This window comes from Legionella busanensis (genome assembly GCF_900461525.1).
GTDB lineage: Bacteria > Pseudomonadota > Gammaproteobacteria > Legionellales > Legionellaceae > Legionella_C > Legionella_C busanensis.
In genome coordinates this window covers 2,125,284-2,142,232 of record NZ_UGOD01000001.1, presented here as the reverse complement: position 1 = coordinate 2,142,232, position 16,949 = coordinate 2,125,284, and the positions used below count along the sequence as shown (strand labels likewise).

Sequence of the window (16,949 nt, the reverse complement as noted above, 5' to 3'; positions counted from 1 at the left end):
ACACCAATGAAAAAATATTTCATTTTGGGGCCGTTGTGTGTATTAACAGCCGCTTGTACTTCAATGGATAGATCGGTTGCTATTGTTGACGATGGGGGCTTTACACATTATACAATGCATCATAGTTTTGATACAAAAGGTAGCAATTATTTTCCAGAAAAAAGACAAGCAACTGGGCGAAGAGTATTTATCTTTGATCCGAAAGCAACGGCTTGGGCTGCATATGATGAAGCTGGAAACCGAGTGAAAACAGGCAGCGCTTCAGGTGGAAAAGATTTTTGTGAGGACACTGGTAGAGGTTGCCGAACTATTACTGGAAGGTTTAGCGTTTATTCAAAAAAGGGACCTGACTGTAAATCAAGCCTTTATCCGATAGAAACAGGCGGGGGCGCTTTAATGCCTTATTGTATGCATTTTTCTGGCAGCTATTCTATTCATGGGGCTTATGAAGTGCCTAATTATAATGCCAGCCATGGATGTATTCGAGTACTTCCCAGTGCTGCTCAATGGTTAAATCAAAACTTTTTAAATGTTGGATCAACTGTGATTGTTAATCCTTATTAATTGCTTTGCTAAAGAAGCTAAAATAAAAAATGTTTATTAACTTTAAGTGAGGGGAGAGCCACCATTTAAAATAAAAATAATAAAAAAAGATGTTAGTAGTTTTCCCCAGTATTTTTAGAAAATAGAATGAGTTATTTTAAATAGTTTTTTAATAATGCATTAACCTCAGTAGGATTTACTTTACCTTTCGTCTGTTTCATCACATGACCAATAAAAAAAGCTAAAAGTTTTTCTTTACCTGCTCGATATTCTTGGGCTTGTTCAGGATATTTTGCTATTAATTCTTTAATCAAAGATATAAGTGTATCTCCTGCAGTTATCTGTAAGTAACCCTCTTGCTTTATAATCTGTTCAATATCTTTTTCTCCTGCTAAAAGTTTGTTAAAAATTTGTTTAGCAATGGCATGTGAAATAGTTTTATTGGCAACTAATTTAAGTAAATCAGCTAAGGTTTGTGCAGAAACAGGAGGATTTTCATACGTTGCATTTATTTCATGTAATGCTGCTGTATAGGTTGTTTTTAACCAATTAACGATTAATTTATTATCTGTCTTATCTTGATTACGCACAGCAGAGAAAAATTTAAAAATAGCAGGATCGGATAGTAAAAATCCAATATCGTCAGTAGAGAAAATACCTTCATCAATTAAAGCTTGTTTTATTTCCTCTGGTAGAGGTAATAAATGATTTTTTACTTCTTCAATCTCTTTTGCTGTAATTGCAATAGGAAGTAAATCTGGATCAGGGAAATATCGATAATCAAGCTCGTTTTCTTTATTGCGTAAAACTTGTGTTTTTTCAGTAATAGGACAAAACGAACGTGTATCTTGTATAATAGGTTGGCCTGCTTCTAATAATTCTTGCTGTCTTAGCTGTTCAAAAAAAATGGCTTTTTCAATAAAGCGAAAAGAATTTAGATTTTTTAATTCAGTTCTTGTTCCTAACTTATTTGAGCCAGCTGGCTTTAAAGAAATATTAACATCACAACGAAAAGAGCCTTCTTGCATATTACCATCACAGATATCTAGAAAACGAACTAACTGATGTAGCGTTTTTAAGTAGCAAATAGCTTCTTCAGCTGAACTAATACAAGGAGCAGTGACAATTTCAAGCAATGGGATACCAGCTCGATTTAAGTCGATACCTGTATAATCCAGTTGCATCTCATGCATGAGTTTACCTGCATCTTCTTCTAAATGAGCCCTAACAATATTAATTGTTTTATAGTGATTAGGATTAAGCTCAATAGTTAAGTGACCATTGCTAAGGAGAGGTTGTTGAAATTGGCTAATTTGATAGCCTTTAGGCAAATCTGGATAAAAATAATTTTTACGTTCAAAATAAGAGAGAGGATTTATTTTAGCAGAAATGGCAAGGCCAAATTGAATAGCCATACGTACAGCTTGTTTATTTAGAGTAGGTAATACACCCGGTAGGCCTGCATCGATAAAGGAAGTTTGTGAATTAGGTGGGCTGCCAAATTTAGTAGAACTTCCAGAAAATAACTTAGATTTAGTTTTAAGTTGTATATGTACTTCAAGGCCAATGACCGTATCCCATGCCATAATTTTATATCTCATTTGGTTTAAACAAATGCCAATTGGTCATCTGCTGATATTGATAAGCTACATTAAGTAGTAAGGATTCCTTAAAATGGTTGCCTATTAACTGCATTCCAATAGGTAGCTTATTGTTAAAACCTGCTGGAATAGATAGAGCAGGTAAGCCAGCTAAGTTGGCAGCAACGGTGAAGACATCAGCTAAATAATTTTGTATAGGGTCAGTCGCTTCGCCTAATTGAAAAGCGCAAGTAGGTGTAGTAGGTCCTACAAGCAAATCTACTTGTGACAAGGCAGTTAATAACTCTTGTTGAATAAGTTGTCTTATTTTAAGTGCTTGTAAATAATAAGCATCGAAGTAACCTGATGAAAGCACATAAGTACCTGTCAAAATGCGTCGCTTTACTTCGGCACCAAATCCTTCACTACGTGAATAAGTAATTAATTCTTTTAACGTTGTAGCCCGTTTGCTTTGATGTCCAAAACGAATGCCATCATAGCGTGATAAATTAGAGGAGGCTTCAGCACAAGCGATAACATAATAGCAAGGAACCCAAAGCGGTTGTAATGATAACTCGAGAGGGACGATAATTGCACCTTGCTGTTCAAATAACTTCACTGCTTTCTTAATCGCTTCTCGAATAGGGTTATCAATTTCTTTTTGTAAAAAACTAGCGGGTAATCCAATTTTTAAGCCTTTTACGGATTGATTCAATGCGCTTAAATAATTAACGGTGGGTTTGTTAATAGATGTTGAATCTTTGTGATCAAAGCCTGTCATAAGTTCAAGAATTAATGCTAAGTCTTCAGCCGAGCGTGCCATTGGACCTGCTTGATCCAAACTAGAAGCAAATGCAGCCATACCAAATCTTGATGCTAAGCCATACGTTGGTTTGATACCAGAAATCCCACAAAAAGCAGCCGGCTGCCTAATTGAGCCACCTGTATCTGAACCTGTTGCAAAAGGAATTAAGCCAGCTGCTATAGCTGCAGCAGAGCCCCCAGAAGATCCACCAGGTACACGCTTAACATCCCATGGATTTTTAACAGGGCCAAAGTAACTGTTTTCATTACTAGAGCCCATAGCAAATTCATCCATATTCGTTTTACCTAAAGTAATAGCGCCTGCATCTTGTAGGCGATTAACAATAGTTGCTTGATATGGCGCATGAAAATTTGCAAGCATTTTTGAACCACATGTCGTTGGCAAGCGAGTAGTACAAAAAATATCTTTATGAGCAATTGGAATGCCTGTAAGTCTTTTAGCTTTGTTTGTGCTAAGCAATTGATCAGCTTTTTTAGCTTGATTTAAGGCATATTCTTCGTCTAAAGAAATAAAAGCATTTAATGTTTTGTGAGCTTGAATTCGTTTAATATAGTAATTAGTTAGTTCAGCACTAGAAAATTCTTTATTCTTTAAGGCTGCTATAATGGCACACAACGAATCTAGCATACTATTGCCCTGCATCAATGAATTTAGGCACTAAATAGCACTCTTTATCAAAATTAGGTGCAATACTTGCTAATTCCTTGCTACAATTTTCTTCCGTGATTTCATCTTCACGTAAGGGTTGATTTAAGTTTAAAGGGTGGAAGAGAGGAGTTACTTCCTTGGTGTTGACACTTTGTAGCTGTTGCACAAAATCAATAATAGCATTGACTTCTAAAGCTAATTTTTCTATCTCTTGGGTTTCTGCTTCAAGATAAGCTAAGCGAGCAACGTTATTTAAATCATCAACATCAACAGTCATGAGGCCTCCTGGTAAAAGCAGAAAGTATACCTTAAAATTTAAAGGTATCCTTTCTTATTATTAAGTTAATCTATGTTCGTATTAAAGCTCTAAAGCTATTTTAAGAGGTATATTATAGTGTTAGTCCAAAATAAAACGCTAGGTGGTGTGCATGTCGAATACGAGCAGCAGCCATTAACATACGATAATGCCATAGAGCCATTATTAGAAAAATTAGATTCCCAGCGCGGCGCGTTATTTGCTTCAAGTTTTGAATATCCGGGGCGCTATACATGTTGGGATATCGGTTTTGTTAATCCACCCTTAGCGCTTATATTAAGCGGGCAAGAAATTTATTTTCAGGCATTAAATCAACGTGGTGAAGAATTATTAGTTATTATTCATACTCACATCCAATCTTCTGATTTGATTGCGATTCAATCTTATTCAAAATTGACTTGCTATCTAAAAGTTAAGCACCAAAATAGGATTTTTAGTGAAGAAGAGCGTAGCCTACAGCCTTCAGTATTTACTTTAATTCGTGAGTTAATATCATTTTTTAAATTACCAAATGAGCCTTATTTGGGCTTATATGGTGCTTTTGGCTATGACTTAATCTTTCAGTTTGAAGCATTAGAAAAACAAAAGGAAAGGGACCCTACTCAACGTGATATGGTTCTTTATTTACCTGATGAGATTTACGTTGTTAATCACCGTAAGGAAGAAGCCTTTGTTCGCCGTTACGACTTTCAATTTCAAGGGCGTTCAACTCAATCTTTGCCTCGTGATGGGCAGTATAAATTTTATGAACCTAAATTTAAGCCTACTATAGAGGGCGATCATAAACCGGGTGAATATGCACAAACTGTTGAAATAGCTAAACAACGTTTTGCTTGTGGTGATCTTTTTGAAGTTGTTCCAAGCCAGATTTTTTATGCGCCTTGTGATGAAAGGCCTTCTGTAGTTTTTAGCCGCATACGTGCTAATAATCCTTCACCTTATGGTTTTCTTATTAATTTAGGTGATGATGAATATTTAGTAGGTGCTTCACCAGAAATGTATGTAAGGGTAACAGGACGTCGTATAGAAACGTGCCCAATTTCAGGGACGATAAGGCGAGGTGCAGATGCAATTGAAGATGCTAAGAATATCCAACAGCTTTTAGAATCAGAGAAAGAGTGTTCTGAATTAACTATGTGTACTGATGTTGACCGCAATGATAAATCAAGGATTTGTGAAGCAGGCAGCGTTAAGGTCTTAGGTCGACGACAAATTGAGATGTATTCCCGCTTAATTCATACAGTTGATCATGTTGAAGGAGTCTTACGCGAAGGATTTGACGCAGTCGACGCTTTTTTAACGCATATGTGGGTCGTGACCGTCACCGGTGCGCCTAAGTTATGGGCAATGAATTTTATTGAAAAGCATGAAAAGTCACCTCGTCGTTGGTATGCTGGTGCTGTAGGTTGGTTTGGTTTTGATGGTAATTTAAACACAGGCCTAACTCTAAGAACATTACGAATTAAAGAGGGAATTGCGGAAATCCGTGTGGGTGCTACCCTTTTATACGATTCTATTCCGGAAGCGGAAGAAGAGGAAACTCGTCTTAAGGCATCTGCATTTTTAGATTTATTGCGTAACAAGCAGAAAAAAGAAATAAATATTATTAATGATAAGCCTGGTTTAGGTAAAAAAGTATTACTGGTTGATCATCAAGATTCATTTGTTCATACTTTAGGAAATTACTTAAGACAAACTGGTGCGGAAGTTCAAACTATTCGTAGTAATTATGCTATTTCTTATTTAAAAGAAAATCATTATGATTTAGTTGTTCTCTCGCCAGGACCCGGCAAGCCTACTGATTTTAATTTGGCTGATACTATTGCAACGGTTCTTGAATTAAATAGACCTTTATTTGGGGTATGTTTAGGGCTACAAGGTATTGTTGAATATTTTGGCGGCGAACTAAATATTTTACCTTACCCTATGCATGGTAAGCCCTCCGAAATTATTGTAACCGAACATAAAGGTTTACTAGCAGGCTTAAGTCCTTCTTTTACAGCAGGGCGCTATCATTCTCTTTATGCACGTAAAGACAATTTGCCACAAGAATTAAACGTCATTGCATATAGTGAAGATGGTATAATTATGGGCGTATCTCATAAAAAGCTGCCTATTTATGCAGTGCAGTTTCATCCAGAAACAATTTTGTCATTATCAAAAAAAGCTGGGATGCGGATAATTAATAATTTAATGAAGATGATAAAAAATGAATAATGGAATTTTGCCTGCTTATGCTATTTCAATTCTTTTAGGAATTTTAGTTGGTATTATGGGTGCTCTATTTCAAATAGTAATTGCTCATACCAATAATTCTATTATTAATATCATTCATTTTGCTGAGCTTCTTCATTTACCGCCCCAATTAGTGTCAGCATTTATATCAATGACATTAGTGTTATTAGCGTTATTTTTAGTTAAGCGTTTTGCGCCAGAAGCATCGGGTAGCGGTATTCAGGAAATAGAAGGGGCATTGGTGCATGAAAGGCCAATTTTTTGGCGGCGATTAATCCCGGTGAAATTTGTTGGCGGCGTTATGTCGATTAGCTCTAAATTACTTGTAGGACGCGAAGGTCCAACGATTCAAATGGGCGGTAATTTAGGTGATATGTTAGGCAAAGTACTCCATGTTCCCCAAGTTAGAAGGGATACTTTAGTTGCTGCAGGCTCGGCGGCAGGCTTAGCAACAGCATTTAATGCACCGTTGGCAGGAGTATTATTTGTTATTGAAGAAATGCGAAATCAATTCAATTTTAGTTTTACAAATTTTAAAATGGTAGCGATTTGTTGTATTGCTGCAACGATTACATTGCGTTTTATCCTAGGCTCTGCACCTGCAATTCCTATGGATGTTTTTGCAACACCCAGTTTATCATCTTTAATATTGTTTTTTATATTAGGAATAGTAGTTGGTTTAGTTGGTCTATTATTTAATATTGTTTTAATGTCAAGCTTAAAACTAGTCGATAAATTAAAGCCTTCTCTCCATTATTTTTATACTGCTTTATTTGGAGCGGTAATTGGGTTTTTAGCAGTATATCACCTTCCTTTAGTTGGCGGTGGCTATGAAATTATTGAAAAATCACTACATATATTTCTTCCTTTTAATATTTTAATTGCTTTAATTGTTTGGCGCTTTATAGGGACAATGTTTTCCTACGCGACCGGCGTACCAGGTGGTGTTTTTGCGCCTTTATTAGCTCTGGGAACTTTATTAGGAATAGTATGTTTTCAAGTCTTAAATAAATTCACTATAGCAACGGGTGTTCATCCAGGTATGTTTGCGGTCGCAGGAATGGGCGCACTTTTCTCCGCCGCCGTAAGAGCGCCTATAACTGGTATCGTGTTAATAGTAGAAATGACTCAAAATTACTCTTTGATTTTGCCCCTAATGGTTACTTGCCTTACTTCAACGACCATTGTCCAATTAGCAAATAATCCACCTATTTATACGCAACTTTTAGAAAGAACATTAAAAAGACAGCATAAAGTATTAGATAATACTATTTCATAATTTACCAGGGTAATTGTTTGTTGTTTTGATTACTTAATGAAGTATATAGCTGTTTTTTATTTCATCGTAATTTAACTTAAAAGATAAGGAAGAAAAGATGTAATTTAAAATAAAAGTTTATACGCCGGAAATAAATGGGCATTTACAAGCTTTTAAGTTATCTACTTTTTATAAAGTAATGTTGATAAAATAGATGCTAATGAATTTTTTTAAATATCTTTAACCCAAAAATGCTTAAATAATGAGAGTCAACTATGTCTATAGTCAATAAAATTTATGATTTTACAAGGTAGTTTAATTTTTTAAGAAGATAGGAAATTTATGACATTAAAATTAATTATTCGAGACACAGCTGATTTAGAGTTTTTAGGGGACGTTAATGAATTAAAGCAGGCAGAGGGTATTTTGTCTGGCAGCTGTACCTTTGAAAAAGGGCAGGCTATAGACTGGGAAGATAAAAATGATCCAAAAATTTATCCCTCTTTTAAAATAAACCTTTATAGTTTATATCGTCAAATTAAAGATAAAAGTGTTTCGCAGGTCATTTTAAAATTGATGGATGATAATAAACTTAATATGTCATTTCGCAATCGCTACATGCTGCAATATTGGGATTATGAAGTAAAAATGATTGTCAATGGAAAAAGTAATCTCAAAAAATTTAATCCTAATGCCCCTTGCCACCTTTCTTCACCTATTTTATTAAATACAATATTAAATGAATGCGATAAGAGAAAATATATACCTGGATTTGAACAATTGTTTCAGTTTTTAGAGCAGTCTATAAAAATGAGAAATAATTATATGAATCCACAATTTTACTTTTGTAAACCATATAAATTTGATTTAACGGAAATAAAAAAATTTATTAGTAACAATGAAAATAATTTATTTATTAGTAATGACAATAAAATACATGGAAAATATGAATTATTAATGTTTGATAAAAAACTTACAAAAGTTGATAAAGATTATTTACCTCAAGCGACAAAAAATTGCTTAATATAATAGGGTTCATTATTAATTTAAAAATAAGTTTAGAGCGTACTTAATTCAGGCCTTGGTTTGCTTAATTGGTTATAGCTTACTTCAAGAATTCTTTAACGCTAGTTAAATTATATTTATAAAGTTGATTCATTATTTAATGAAGTACCACGGCTTTTATCATTTCCATAAGCATCGAAATGAAGTTGATCAAAAGGTGTTTTAGGTTGAAAAAAATGAAAAGGTATCTTTTCTAGTTGGCTATTAACAACAAAATTTTCAATACTCTTAAAAAATTCTTCGGGGACATTTAGCTCCATAGAATGATCCGCATTTTCGAAAATGATAAGCTTACTATTAGGAACCTTATCTAGCTTTCTTTAACTTTATTCACGCTAAACCTTGTGTTCCCGGGAGTTGTAAAGTACTTATTTTCTGTTGCTTACTATTATTAACATGCTCAGTAAGATTAAAAATCTCACTTGATCTCTTATTATTTGCTAGTAATTCAAGTGCGTGAAGCTCTTTATTTTTAATTTCTGTGGCAATAGGAAGTAATTCGGAAAACTAATTCTCACTCTTTGCAATTAATCCACTATCATCACCAAAGAGTAACTAAATTTATGTTGTAAGTTAAGTTACGCTTAAAGTATAAAGTAAGCTAATAAGGAGATTCCATTAACAGTTTAATTGTACGCTTTTGGCTATAGTAATATGAAAACTTATTTTATAACCTTTAAAGTTAAGATAATCTGGCAGCCCATATCGTTGACGTAACTGTAATAAAGGAAAAGATTTTACTAACAAAGCATAATAAGTTTTATGTTCAAATTGAGCGCTAACAAAATTTTGTACAGTAAAATAATAGCAATTTCCTAATTGATTAATTATCAGAGACTCATGCTCTTCTGGATATATAATACTAATATGAGCGCCTATTCCACCTGAATTAAAGTAATCGGGTTTCTTAATAAGAGGTAAGTCAAGTAAGGGGTAAAGGCGATAAATATAATCATTATCAATATCTAAATAAACCAATTTATTAGTAGACATAGCAAGCGTGCCTTGCAAAGGTAGTTCAGCTGCAATCTCCATAAGTTTAGGAGTTTTAAGCGGTGTAATAATGGGCGTTTTCATTTTTATATCAAATATAAAAATTATAAGTTAAATGATATTGAACAATAGCAGATTCTAGGACTAACTGTAATTATTAAATAGTTTTTAATACTTTCATTAAAAGGCTAAATAAGCCACTTAATTTATATAAATTACACAATTTGGTGGTAATTTATATATTGCAGTAACTGTTTTCTTAAATCGCTTATCAAGCATCTCGCAAAAGTCATCCACTACGGTATATACTTTTCATTCGTCTTAGCAACAGCATGACTAATGGCAAAATATAAACCTTCAAAAAAATTAATAGTTCTTTTTGTTGTTCCTCAGATCCTATTAACGCTAATATTTTTTATCTGGCCTGCCGTTAATGCCTTGATACAAGCTTTTTTATTTAGCGATGCTTTCGGTATTAATAGCCGCTTTGCAGGCTTTATTAATTTCCGTGATTTAGCAGCAGATCCAGCCTTTTTACAAGCAATTACTGTAACGCTTATACTCGCTTTTTCCATTACATTTGTTACCCTAACTTTAGGATTATGGTTAGCTACGCTTATTCATAAACGACAAAAAAGCCAAAAATTTTATAAATCTCTCTTTATCTGGCCCTACGCAGTAGCACCAGCAATAGCGGCTATTTTATGGCGATTCCTATGCCAACCTACTATGGGCTGGGTTACTACTTTCTTAGAATATTTTAATTATGATTTTAATTACTTGATTTACCCCAAACAGGCATTATTAGTTATTATTCTTACTGCTAGTTGGCAGCAGCTTAGCTACAATTTCCTGTTCTTATTTGCAGCTTTGCAATCTATTCCAAGGTCTTTAATTGATGCAGCTACTTTAGATGGTGCAACAAGCTGGCGCCGATTTTGGCAAATTATTTTTCCTTTATTATCACCAACAACCTTCTTTTTATTAGTGATGAATTTCATTTATGCTTTTTTCGATACCTTTGGGATAATTGATGTATTGACAAAAGGGGGCCCTGAAAATAGTACGAAAACATTAATATATAAAGTTTATCAAGATGGATTTGTCGGTATGGATCCCGGTAGTTCAGCAGCGCAGTCAATTTTATTAATGCTAATTGTTATTAGCCTAACCTATATCCAATTCCGTTATTTGGAAAAAAGGGTTCACTACGCATGAAATTAATAAATAAATTTTTTAATCACCTTTTGCTGATAATTTTTGTTACTTTATTATTTATACCTGTTTATTTAGCTATCGTTGCAGCGAGTCACTCAGGTAGTACAATGATGCAGGCACCGATACCAATCTGGCCAGGGCCATTACTTTGGCAGAATTTAAAAACAGTGCTCACTCAGGGAGTGAGCACAACTGGAGGACAGCCTGTATGGCATCTTCTGATAAATAGCCTAGTAATGGCATTATTAATTGCAGTAGGAAAAATTATTTTAGCCCTTAGCAGTGCTTATGCTTTAATTTATTTTCATATGCCAGGAAAAAAGCTTTTATTTATGCTGATTTTTTCAACAATGATGCTGCCTGTTGAAGTAAGAATTGTACCGACATTTCAGGTTGTAGCCTCATTTCAATGGTTAAATACTTTTAGTGGTTTAACCTTTCCATTAATGGTATCAGCTACAGCGACTTTTCTTTTTCGGCAATTTTTTAAAACTATTCCAAGTGAGTTAGTTGATGCAGCTAAGCTAGATGGCGCAGGCCCCTGGCGTTTTTTTCGAGATATCCTTTTACCTATTTCTCGACCTCAAATAGCTGCGTTATTTATTATTCTCTTTATATATGGCTGGAACCAATATTTATGGCCCCTAGTCATGACTACAGAGACAAATATGGCAACAATTGTTATGGGAATTCGTTATCTCGCCGGGGTCGCTGATCAAATTCCACAATGGCATTATATTATGTGCGTTGCTTTATTGGCGATGTTACCACCATGTATTGTTGTAATCATCATGCAACGTTGGTTTGAAAAGGGGTTAATGCACTAATGGCTACGGTAGATCTAATAGATGTTTACAAACGATATGGACAGCAAACTATCCTTAATAAAATTAATTTAACAATTGATAAAGGAGAATTTGTAGCTGTTATTGGGCCTTCAGGATGTGGAAAGTCAACCTTATTAAGATTAGTAGCAGGCCTTGACCAAGTTACCGAAGGCAGTATTTTAATTAATAATGAATGTGTTAATTCAATACCACCACATAGACGAAACATGGCAATGGTATTTCAGAATTATGCCCTTTACCCACATATGACTGTTTATGACAATATGGCTTATGGATTAAAACTACGTGGTATGAAAAAAGAGGCAATCAGGAAACGTGTTAGTGAGGTGGCTGAATTATTGCAATTATCCAGTTATCTTCAACGTAAACCACATGCGTTATCAGGCGGGCAACGACAACGAGTGGCTATGGGGCGAGCGATAGTCCGATCGCCGGCTGTGTTTTTATTTGATGAGCCGTTATCTAATTTAGATACAAAGTTACGGGCTGAAATGCGTCATGAAATAAAAAAATTACATCAGGAACTAAATACAACTTGTCTCTATGTAACGCATGATCAAATTGAAGCCATGACGATGGCGGCTCGTGTACTAGTACTAAATAATGGGAAAATTGAACAATTTGGCTCGCCACAATTATTATATCAACAACCTGCATCTGTTTTTGTAGCAGAGTTTGTGGGTCTGTATCCTGTTAATTTTTTATCGGGCACAGTAGATCTTAAACAAAGAAAAATCCAAACTAATCTAGGTATAGATCTTCCTTGGCCAAATGAAAACCTGACAAAAACAGATCAAGAAAGAGTACTCATTGGTATTCGACCCGAGCACTTACATATTTCTTCAGAGTCTAAAGATGATACAATAGAAGTGAAAGTATCGTTTATTGATAATATGGGATCTGATAAATTGATTCATGCTCAAAGTATAATAAATGAGCAGCGCTTTACGATTAAAACTTCTGCTGAAACTATAATTACAGAAGAGATAATTAGAATTAAGCCAATTGTGCGTAAAGCAAATTTATTCCAGCAACATACTGGATTACGTATAGGAGGGTGGCATGACTGATGCACAAACACCATTACGTGACATTGATAAGCCGCATTACAATTATTTTCAAGCATTATATTTGTCATTCTTTAGTAATCGTTTGTATATTGATGTTGGAAGACGTTGGAAAGGTTTTGCAATAACATACCTTCTATTACTATTTTTGATTACCAGTTTGCCGGTTTTTGTGCGTATATTTATTAATTTTAATGATTATTTTGAACAGCAAATTACTCTCCCTATAAAAAGTTTACCACCATTTTATGTGCAAAATGGTGAAGTAATTCTTGATAAACCTATGCCTTATCTAGTTAAAAACCGAGAAGGTAAGATTATAGCTGCTGTTGATACCACGGGTACTATTAAGCAAATTGATAGTAAGTATCCTGATTTAGCCATTTTAATTGTGAAAGATGGTTTATTTTACCGCATACCTGAATCGCAAGGCTTAAATAATATTGATTTAAAAATTGATAAAATACCTTTTGATAAAAATATGAATCAGTACTTTGACGGTTCACAATGGCTAAATACCTCAGGGGTCCAAAAGCTTAAATTATTTTCGCAGGTAATTATTTATCCCACTATTGTATTATCTTTATTCTTTATGTATTTAGCTATTTTGTTCATACTTGCTTTACTAGGACAAGTAATAGCATTAGCAATTTTTAGGTATTCTATTAGTTATGGACAAGCAGTTCGACTATTAAACGTTTCAGCAACACCTCATATCGTTTTTTTGATGATTTTAATTACCTTTAACTGGCTATTTATGGGTTTTGGTTTAGCTTTAGTTATTATTTTAGCTTTCTATTTTTGCTATGCGCTTCTTGCTTTAAAACGAGATAGCACTAAGCTGGTGCATGTGTGAAGGACACTATTTTTTTTGCTCATGGAAATGGTTTCCCTTCGGCTTGTTATCGTCAGCTATTACTGGCGCTAGAAGAAAATTATGATTGTCACTATATTGAAAGGATTGGCCATAATCCGAAATTTCCTGTGACAGATAATTGGAATTATTTAGTTGATGAGCTAGTGGATACTATTCAACTGCAATGTTCCGAGCCAGTTATTGGAGTAGGGCACTCCTTAGGTGGGGTACTTACATTACTTGCCGCTATCAAAATGCCGGGCTTATTTAAAGCGGTTATTATGATTGACTCGCCTCTCCTAAACCGTTTTAAGTCAACTATCGTTGGCTTTGCTAAATTACTAGGCCTCATTGATAAAATAACACCAGCCTTTCGAGCTAAAAAGCGTCAGTTTTCTTGGAAAAGTAAAGAGGAGTTAATTAGTTATTTAAGAAGCCGCCCCCTATTTAAAACATTTAGCGATGCTTGCTTACAAGATTATATTAACTTTGGTTTTAAAAAAACTGAAAAAGGGTATAAATTACGTTTTAAACGTTTTATCGAGTATCTTATTTTTCGTACTGTTCCTCATGATCTACCGCGTTATGAAGGTTTATTAACTGTTCCTACCGCTTTAATTTATGGCGATAAAAGTAATGTAATTGATAGGTTAGATCTGCGTTATATGAAAAGAAAATATAATGTAGAATGTTACAAAATGACTGGTACTCATATGTTGCCTATGGAATGTCCAGAAGCTGTTGCTAGGCAGATTTTTATTATACTTAGGGATTTTAATTTGTTAAATCTAACATAAAAAGATAAATTAGACTTCGTAGGTAGCAATATTTGTATATACTAATACCATGTTCTTTAAAAGTAATGATTACTAAATTTCATTTAAAAGGAGAGAAATTGTGCTGCCTAGTCTACTATTTATTGCTATTGCAGGAATAATACTTTTCTTGCTTAGTAAGCAAGCCTCCATGATTGTTTGGACTATCAGTTATACAGTGGTAAGTTTATTAATCTGGAAGTTTAATTCTCCTAATTCGTTACTTGCAGTTAGCTTATTAATTCCATTTGTTGTCTTACTATTTTTCTCTATTCCTTTTTTAAGAGCTCAATTAATTTCTCGCTATTTATTTAAAACGATTAGTAAATCAATGCCAACAATGTCTGCAACGGAGCGCGAAGCATTAGAAGCTGGTACTGTCAGTTGGGAAGCTGATATTTTTAGTGGCGCTCCTGATTTTAATAAATTAAGAAATTTACCTACGGTTCAACTAACTGTAGAAGAGCAAGCCTTTGTTGATGGTCCTGTAAATGAATTGTGTCGCATGCTTGATGAGTGGGATATCACTCATAATCGAACAGATTTACCACCTGAAGTATGGGAATTTATCAAGGAAAAAGGATTTTTAGGAATGATTATTCCTAAAGAGTATGGTGGACTTGAATTTTCTGCAACAGCGCAAGCCTTTATTTTAGCAAGAATTTATGGACGATCTATTAGTGCTGCCACAACTATTTCTGTACCTAATTCCTTAGGGCCAGGTGAATTATTATTAAAATATGGTACAGAGGAACAAAAGCAGTATTATTTACCACGCTTGGCTAAAGGAATTGAAATTCCTTGTTTCGCTCTTACAGGCCCTAATGCTGGTTCTGACGCTGCTTCTATTCCAGATACAGGAATAGTATGTCGACAAAAAGTAGATGGTAAAGAAGTTTTGGGACTTCGTCTAACCTGGAATAAGCGTTATATCACTCTTTGTCCAGTTGCAACTGTGATTGGGCTTGCCTTTAGAATGTTTGATCCAGATAATTTATTAGGCAAAGGCAATGATGTTGGCATAAGTTGCGCTTTGATTCCAGCAAATACCCCAGGCGTTGTCAAAGGAAGAAGACATTTCCCGTTAAATACAGCCTTTTTGAACGGTCCAACTCAAGGAAAAGATGTTTTTATTCCTATGGATTACTTAATTGGTGGTGCTGCTACGGCAGGCCTTGGTTGGCGAATGTTAATGGAATGTTTAAGTGCGGGAAGAGCTATTTCCTTACCTTCAAGTGCTAGAGGAGGCTCGCAAGCTGCCGCACTAGCGGCCGGTGCTTACTCACGAGTTCGTAAGCAATTTAATCAAGCGATAGGCAATTTTGAAGGTATTGAAGAACCTTTGGCCCGAATTGCTGGTAATACTTATTTAATTGACGCTGGTGTTAGTTTTGCCGCGGCAGCAATTGATCATGGTGAAAAGCCTTCAGTAGCTGGCGCAATTTTGAAATACCATACAACCGAGAGAGGGCGCCAAATCGCTATCGATGTTATGGATATTCATGGTGGGAAAGGTATTTGTTTGGGACCTAATAATTACATAGGGCGTGGTTTTCAAAATTCACCTATTGCCATTACAGTTGAAGGCGCTAACATATTAACTCGCAGTTTAATTATCTTTGGCCAAGGCGCAATTCGTTGTCATCCTTATGTCTATAAAGAGCTTGAAAGTATCCGCAGGAAAGATATCAGTGCGTTTGATAAAGCATTTTGGGGACATGCTGGATTTATTGCTGCAAACTTCGTTAAATCTATGGTGTTTATTTTTACGGATGGTTATTTAACCTATGCACCTCAGAGTCGAGCTAAGCGCTACTATCAATTGATTCACCGTTACAGTACAAACCTTGCTTTTACAGCCGATTTTTGTATGGCTATCTTAGGTGGTGCTCTTAAGCGTAAAGAAAAAATTTCTGCTCGCTTAGGTGATGTATTAAGCCACTTATACTTAGCTTCGGCAGTTTTAAAACGCTTTCATGAAGATGGCGAACCTGTAGCACAATTGCCACTTGTAGAATGGTGTTGTCAGCAACTATTCTATGAATGTGAAGTTGCATTGCATGGCGTAATTACTAATTTTCCCAGTGCTTGGGGACGTATCTTTTTAAAACTAATTTTGCAACCTTTTGGTAATTTAAGACAAAAATCTTCTGATAAATTAGAACATAAATTAGCCCAAATAATGATGGAGCCAAGTGAAGTACGTACAAACTTAGTTAAATCAGTCTTTTCTGAAGCAATACCAAACTGCCCAATAGGACGTTTAGAAGAAGCCTTTAAAAAAATATGTAGTGTTGAGGCAATTGAAAAGAAAATATCACGTGCTGTTCGTGAAGGTCAACTGCATTCTTTAACCTTACTTGAGCAGATAGCTGAAGCAGAAAAAATTGGTATTTTAAATACTAACGAAGCCGCTCAATTACAAGAAGCAGAGTTAGCTCGACAAGAGGTTATTGCTGTAGATGATTTTAATGATGAAGATTTACGTCGCGTAGGAGTTAATCCACGTCTGGTAAAGTCGCAAAAGAAAGCTGTTAATTTCGATAAATCAAATAATCTCGAAGCTATACCATAAGATAAACATTCGTAGAGATATAAGTAAGTAGTTTATATTTCTACGAACTTATTCACCAGTAGTTATCTAGGGTGATAATATAAATCAACTTATTAGAATAAATAAA

General features: G+C 34.8%; 15 protein-coding genes. 10 read left to right on the top strand and 5 right to left on the bottom strand.

Features of this window, described 5'->3' with window-relative positions; all coding sequences use genetic code 11:
* Positions 1-6 precede the first annotated feature (6 nt).
* Positions 7-564, top strand: a complete 558-nt coding sequence (locus DYH30_RS09575; RefSeq protein ID WP_115331448.1) for a L,D-transpeptidase — start codon at positions 7-9, stop codon at positions 562-564.
* Between the two features lie 131 nt (positions 565-695).
* Here the strand turns inward: DYH30_RS09575 and gatB are convergent, their stop codons facing one another.
* Genes gatB through gatC form a run of 3 tightly spaced genes read right to left on the bottom strand, consistent with a single transcriptional unit; the run spans position 696 to position 3,874 of the window.
* Positions 696-2,129, bottom strand: coding sequence for an Asp-tRNA(Asn)/Glu-tRNA(Gln) amidotransferase subunit GatB (gatB, locus tag DYH30_RS09570; protein ID WP_115332545.1), 1,434 nt, complete (start codon positions 2,127-2,129; stop codon positions 696-698).
* A 4-nt stretch (positions 2,130-2,133) separates the two neighbouring features.
* Positions 2,134-3,576 carry an Asp-tRNA(Asn)/Glu-tRNA(Gln) amidotransferase subunit GatA gene (gene gatA, locus DYH30_RS09565; RefSeq protein WP_115331447.1) on the bottom strand — a complete coding sequence of 481 codons (1,443 nt, stop codon included), beginning with the start codon at positions 3,574-3,576 and terminating at the stop codon, positions 2,134-2,136.
* A gap of 1 nt (position 3,577) precedes the next feature.
* A complete protein-coding gene (gene gatC / locus DYH30_RS09560) occupies positions 3,578-3,874 on the bottom strand; it encodes an Asp-tRNA(Asn)/Glu-tRNA(Gln) amidotransferase subunit GatC (protein WP_115331446.1) in 297 nt (98 codons plus the stop codon).
* Between the two features lie 117 nt (positions 3,875-3,991).
* Here gatC and DYH30_RS09555 point away from each other — a divergent pair, with 117 nt between their 5' ends.
* The 3 genes from DYH30_RS09555 (at position 3,992) to DYH30_RS09545 (ending at position 8,435) form a co-directional block, all read left to right on the top strand.
* On the top strand, positions 3,992-6,130 hold the full coding sequence (locus DYH30_RS09555) for an anthranilate synthase component I (protein WP_115331445.1): 2,139 nt from the start codon (positions 3,992-3,994) through the stop codon (positions 6,128-6,130).
* Positions 6,123-7,427, top strand: a complete 1,305-nt coding sequence (gene clcA, locus DYH30_RS09550; RefSeq protein WP_115331444.1) for a H(+)/Cl(-) exchange transporter ClcA — start codon at positions 6,123-6,125, stop codon at positions 7,425-7,427. The genes DYH30_RS09555 and clcA overlap by 8 nt, the downstream gene beginning before the upstream one ends.
* 321 nt (positions 7,428-7,748) lie before the next feature.
* Positions 7,749-8,435 (top strand): hypothetical protein, encoded by a 687-nt coding sequence (locus DYH30_RS09545; protein ID WP_115331443.1) that lies wholly within the window; start codon positions 7,749-7,751, stop codon positions 8,433-8,435.
* 113 nt (positions 8,436-8,548) lie between these two features.
* On the opposite strand, the gene DYH30_RS09540 is transcribed toward DYH30_RS09545, so the two are convergent.
* Both DYH30_RS09540 and DYH30_RS09535 read right to left on the bottom strand, forming a co-directional pair.
* Positions 8,549-8,731, bottom strand: coding sequence for a hypothetical protein (locus tag DYH30_RS09540; protein WP_115331442.1), 183 nt, complete (start codon positions 8,729-8,731; stop codon positions 8,549-8,551).
* A gap of 358 nt (positions 8,732-9,089) precedes the next feature.
* Complete coding sequence (locus tag DYH30_RS09535) at positions 9,090-9,548, bottom strand: hypothetical protein (protein ID WP_115331441.1); 459 nt, start codon at positions 9,546-9,548, stop codon at positions 9,090-9,092.
* Between the two features lie 255 nt (positions 9,549-9,803).
* Between DYH30_RS09535 and DYH30_RS09530 the strand changes: the two genes are divergently transcribed.
* The 6 genes from DYH30_RS09530 to DYH30_RS09505 all read left to right on the top strand — a co-directional run bounded on the left by DYH30_RS09530 (position 9,804) and on the right by DYH30_RS09505 (position 16,843).
* Entirely contained in the window at positions 9,804-10,682 is an 879-nt protein-coding gene (locus DYH30_RS09530) for an ABC transporter permease subunit (protein ID WP_115331440.1), read from the top strand.
* Positions 10,679-11,509: a sn-glycerol-3-phosphate ABC transporter permease UgpE gene (gene ugpE, locus DYH30_RS09525; RefSeq protein ID WP_115331439.1), complete on the top strand. Its 831-nt coding sequence runs from the start codon at positions 10,679-10,681 to the stop codon at positions 11,507-11,509. Before DYH30_RS09530 ends, ugpE begins: the two co-directional genes overlap by 4 nt.
* Complete coding sequence (locus DYH30_RS09520) at positions 11,509-12,600, top strand: ABC transporter ATP-binding protein (protein WP_115331438.1); 1,092 nt, start codon at positions 11,509-11,511, stop codon at positions 12,598-12,600. Before ugpE ends, DYH30_RS09520 begins: the two co-directional genes overlap by 1 nt.
* Positions 12,593-13,453, top strand: a complete 861-nt coding sequence (locus DYH30_RS09515) for a DUF1189 family protein (protein WP_115331437.1) — start codon at positions 12,593-12,595, stop codon at positions 13,451-13,453. Before DYH30_RS09520 ends, DYH30_RS09515 begins: the two co-directional genes overlap by 8 nt.
* On the top strand, positions 13,450-14,250 hold the full coding sequence (locus DYH30_RS09510; protein WP_115331436.1) for an alpha/beta fold hydrolase: 801 nt from the start codon (positions 13,450-13,452) through the stop codon (positions 14,248-14,250). Before DYH30_RS09515 ends, DYH30_RS09510 begins: the two co-directional genes overlap by 4 nt.
* 169 nt (positions 14,251-14,419) lie before the next feature.
* Positions 14,420-16,843, top strand: coding sequence for an acyl-CoA dehydrogenase (locus DYH30_RS09505; protein WP_207385765.1), 2,424 nt, complete (start codon positions 14,420-14,422; stop codon positions 16,841-16,843).
* Positions 16,844-16,949 lie beyond the last annotated feature (106 nt).

Bases quoted from the DNA above. Each gene is read 5' to 3' on its own strand.
- DYH30_RS09535 (WP_115331441.1), bottom strand. From the start codon at position 9,548: ATGAAAACGCCCATTATTACACCGCTTAAAACTCCTAAACTTATGGAG.
- DYH30_RS09530 (WP_115331440.1), top strand. From the start codon at position 9,804: ATGGCAAAATATAAACCTTCAAAAAAATTAATAGTTCTTTTTGTTGTT.
- DYH30_RS09575 (WP_115331448.1), top strand. From the start codon at position 7: ATGAAAAAATATTTCATTTTGGGGCCGTTGTGTGTATTAACAGCCGCT.
- DYH30_RS09520 (WP_115331438.1), top strand. From the start codon at position 11,509: ATGGCTACGGTAGATCTAATAGATGTTTACAAACGATATGGACAGCAA.
- DYH30_RS09505 (WP_207385765.1), top strand. From the start codon at position 14,420: ATGATTGTTTGGACTATCAGTTATACAGTGGTAAGTTTATTAATCTGG.
- DYH30_RS09515 (WP_115331437.1), top strand. From the start codon at position 12,593: ATGACTGATGCACAAACACCATTACGTGACATTGATAAGCCGCATTAC.
- DYH30_RS09545 (WP_115331443.1), top strand. From the start codon at position 7,749: ATGACATTAAAATTAATTATTCGAGACACAGCTGATTTAGAGTTTTTA.
- gatC (WP_115331446.1), bottom strand. From the start codon at position 3,874: ATGACTGTTGATGTTGATGATTTAAATAACGTTGCTCGCTTAGCTTAT.
- gatB (WP_115332545.1), bottom strand. From the start codon at position 2,129: ATGGCATGGGATACGGTCATTGGCCTTGAAGTACATATACAACTTAAA.
- DYH30_RS09540 (WP_115331442.1), bottom strand. From the start codon at position 8,731: ATGGAGCTAAATGTCCCCGAAGAATTTTTTAAGAGTATTGAAAATTTT.
- ugpE (WP_115331439.1), top strand. From the start codon at position 10,679: ATGAAATTAATAAATAAATTTTTTAATCACCTTTTGCTGATAATTTTT.
- gatA (WP_115331447.1), bottom strand. From the start codon at position 3,576: ATGCTAGATTCGTTGTGTGCCATTATAGCAGCCTTAAAGAATAAAGAA.
- clcA (WP_115331444.1), top strand. From the start codon at position 6,123: ATGAATAATGGAATTTTGCCTGCTTATGCTATTTCAATTCTTTTAGGA.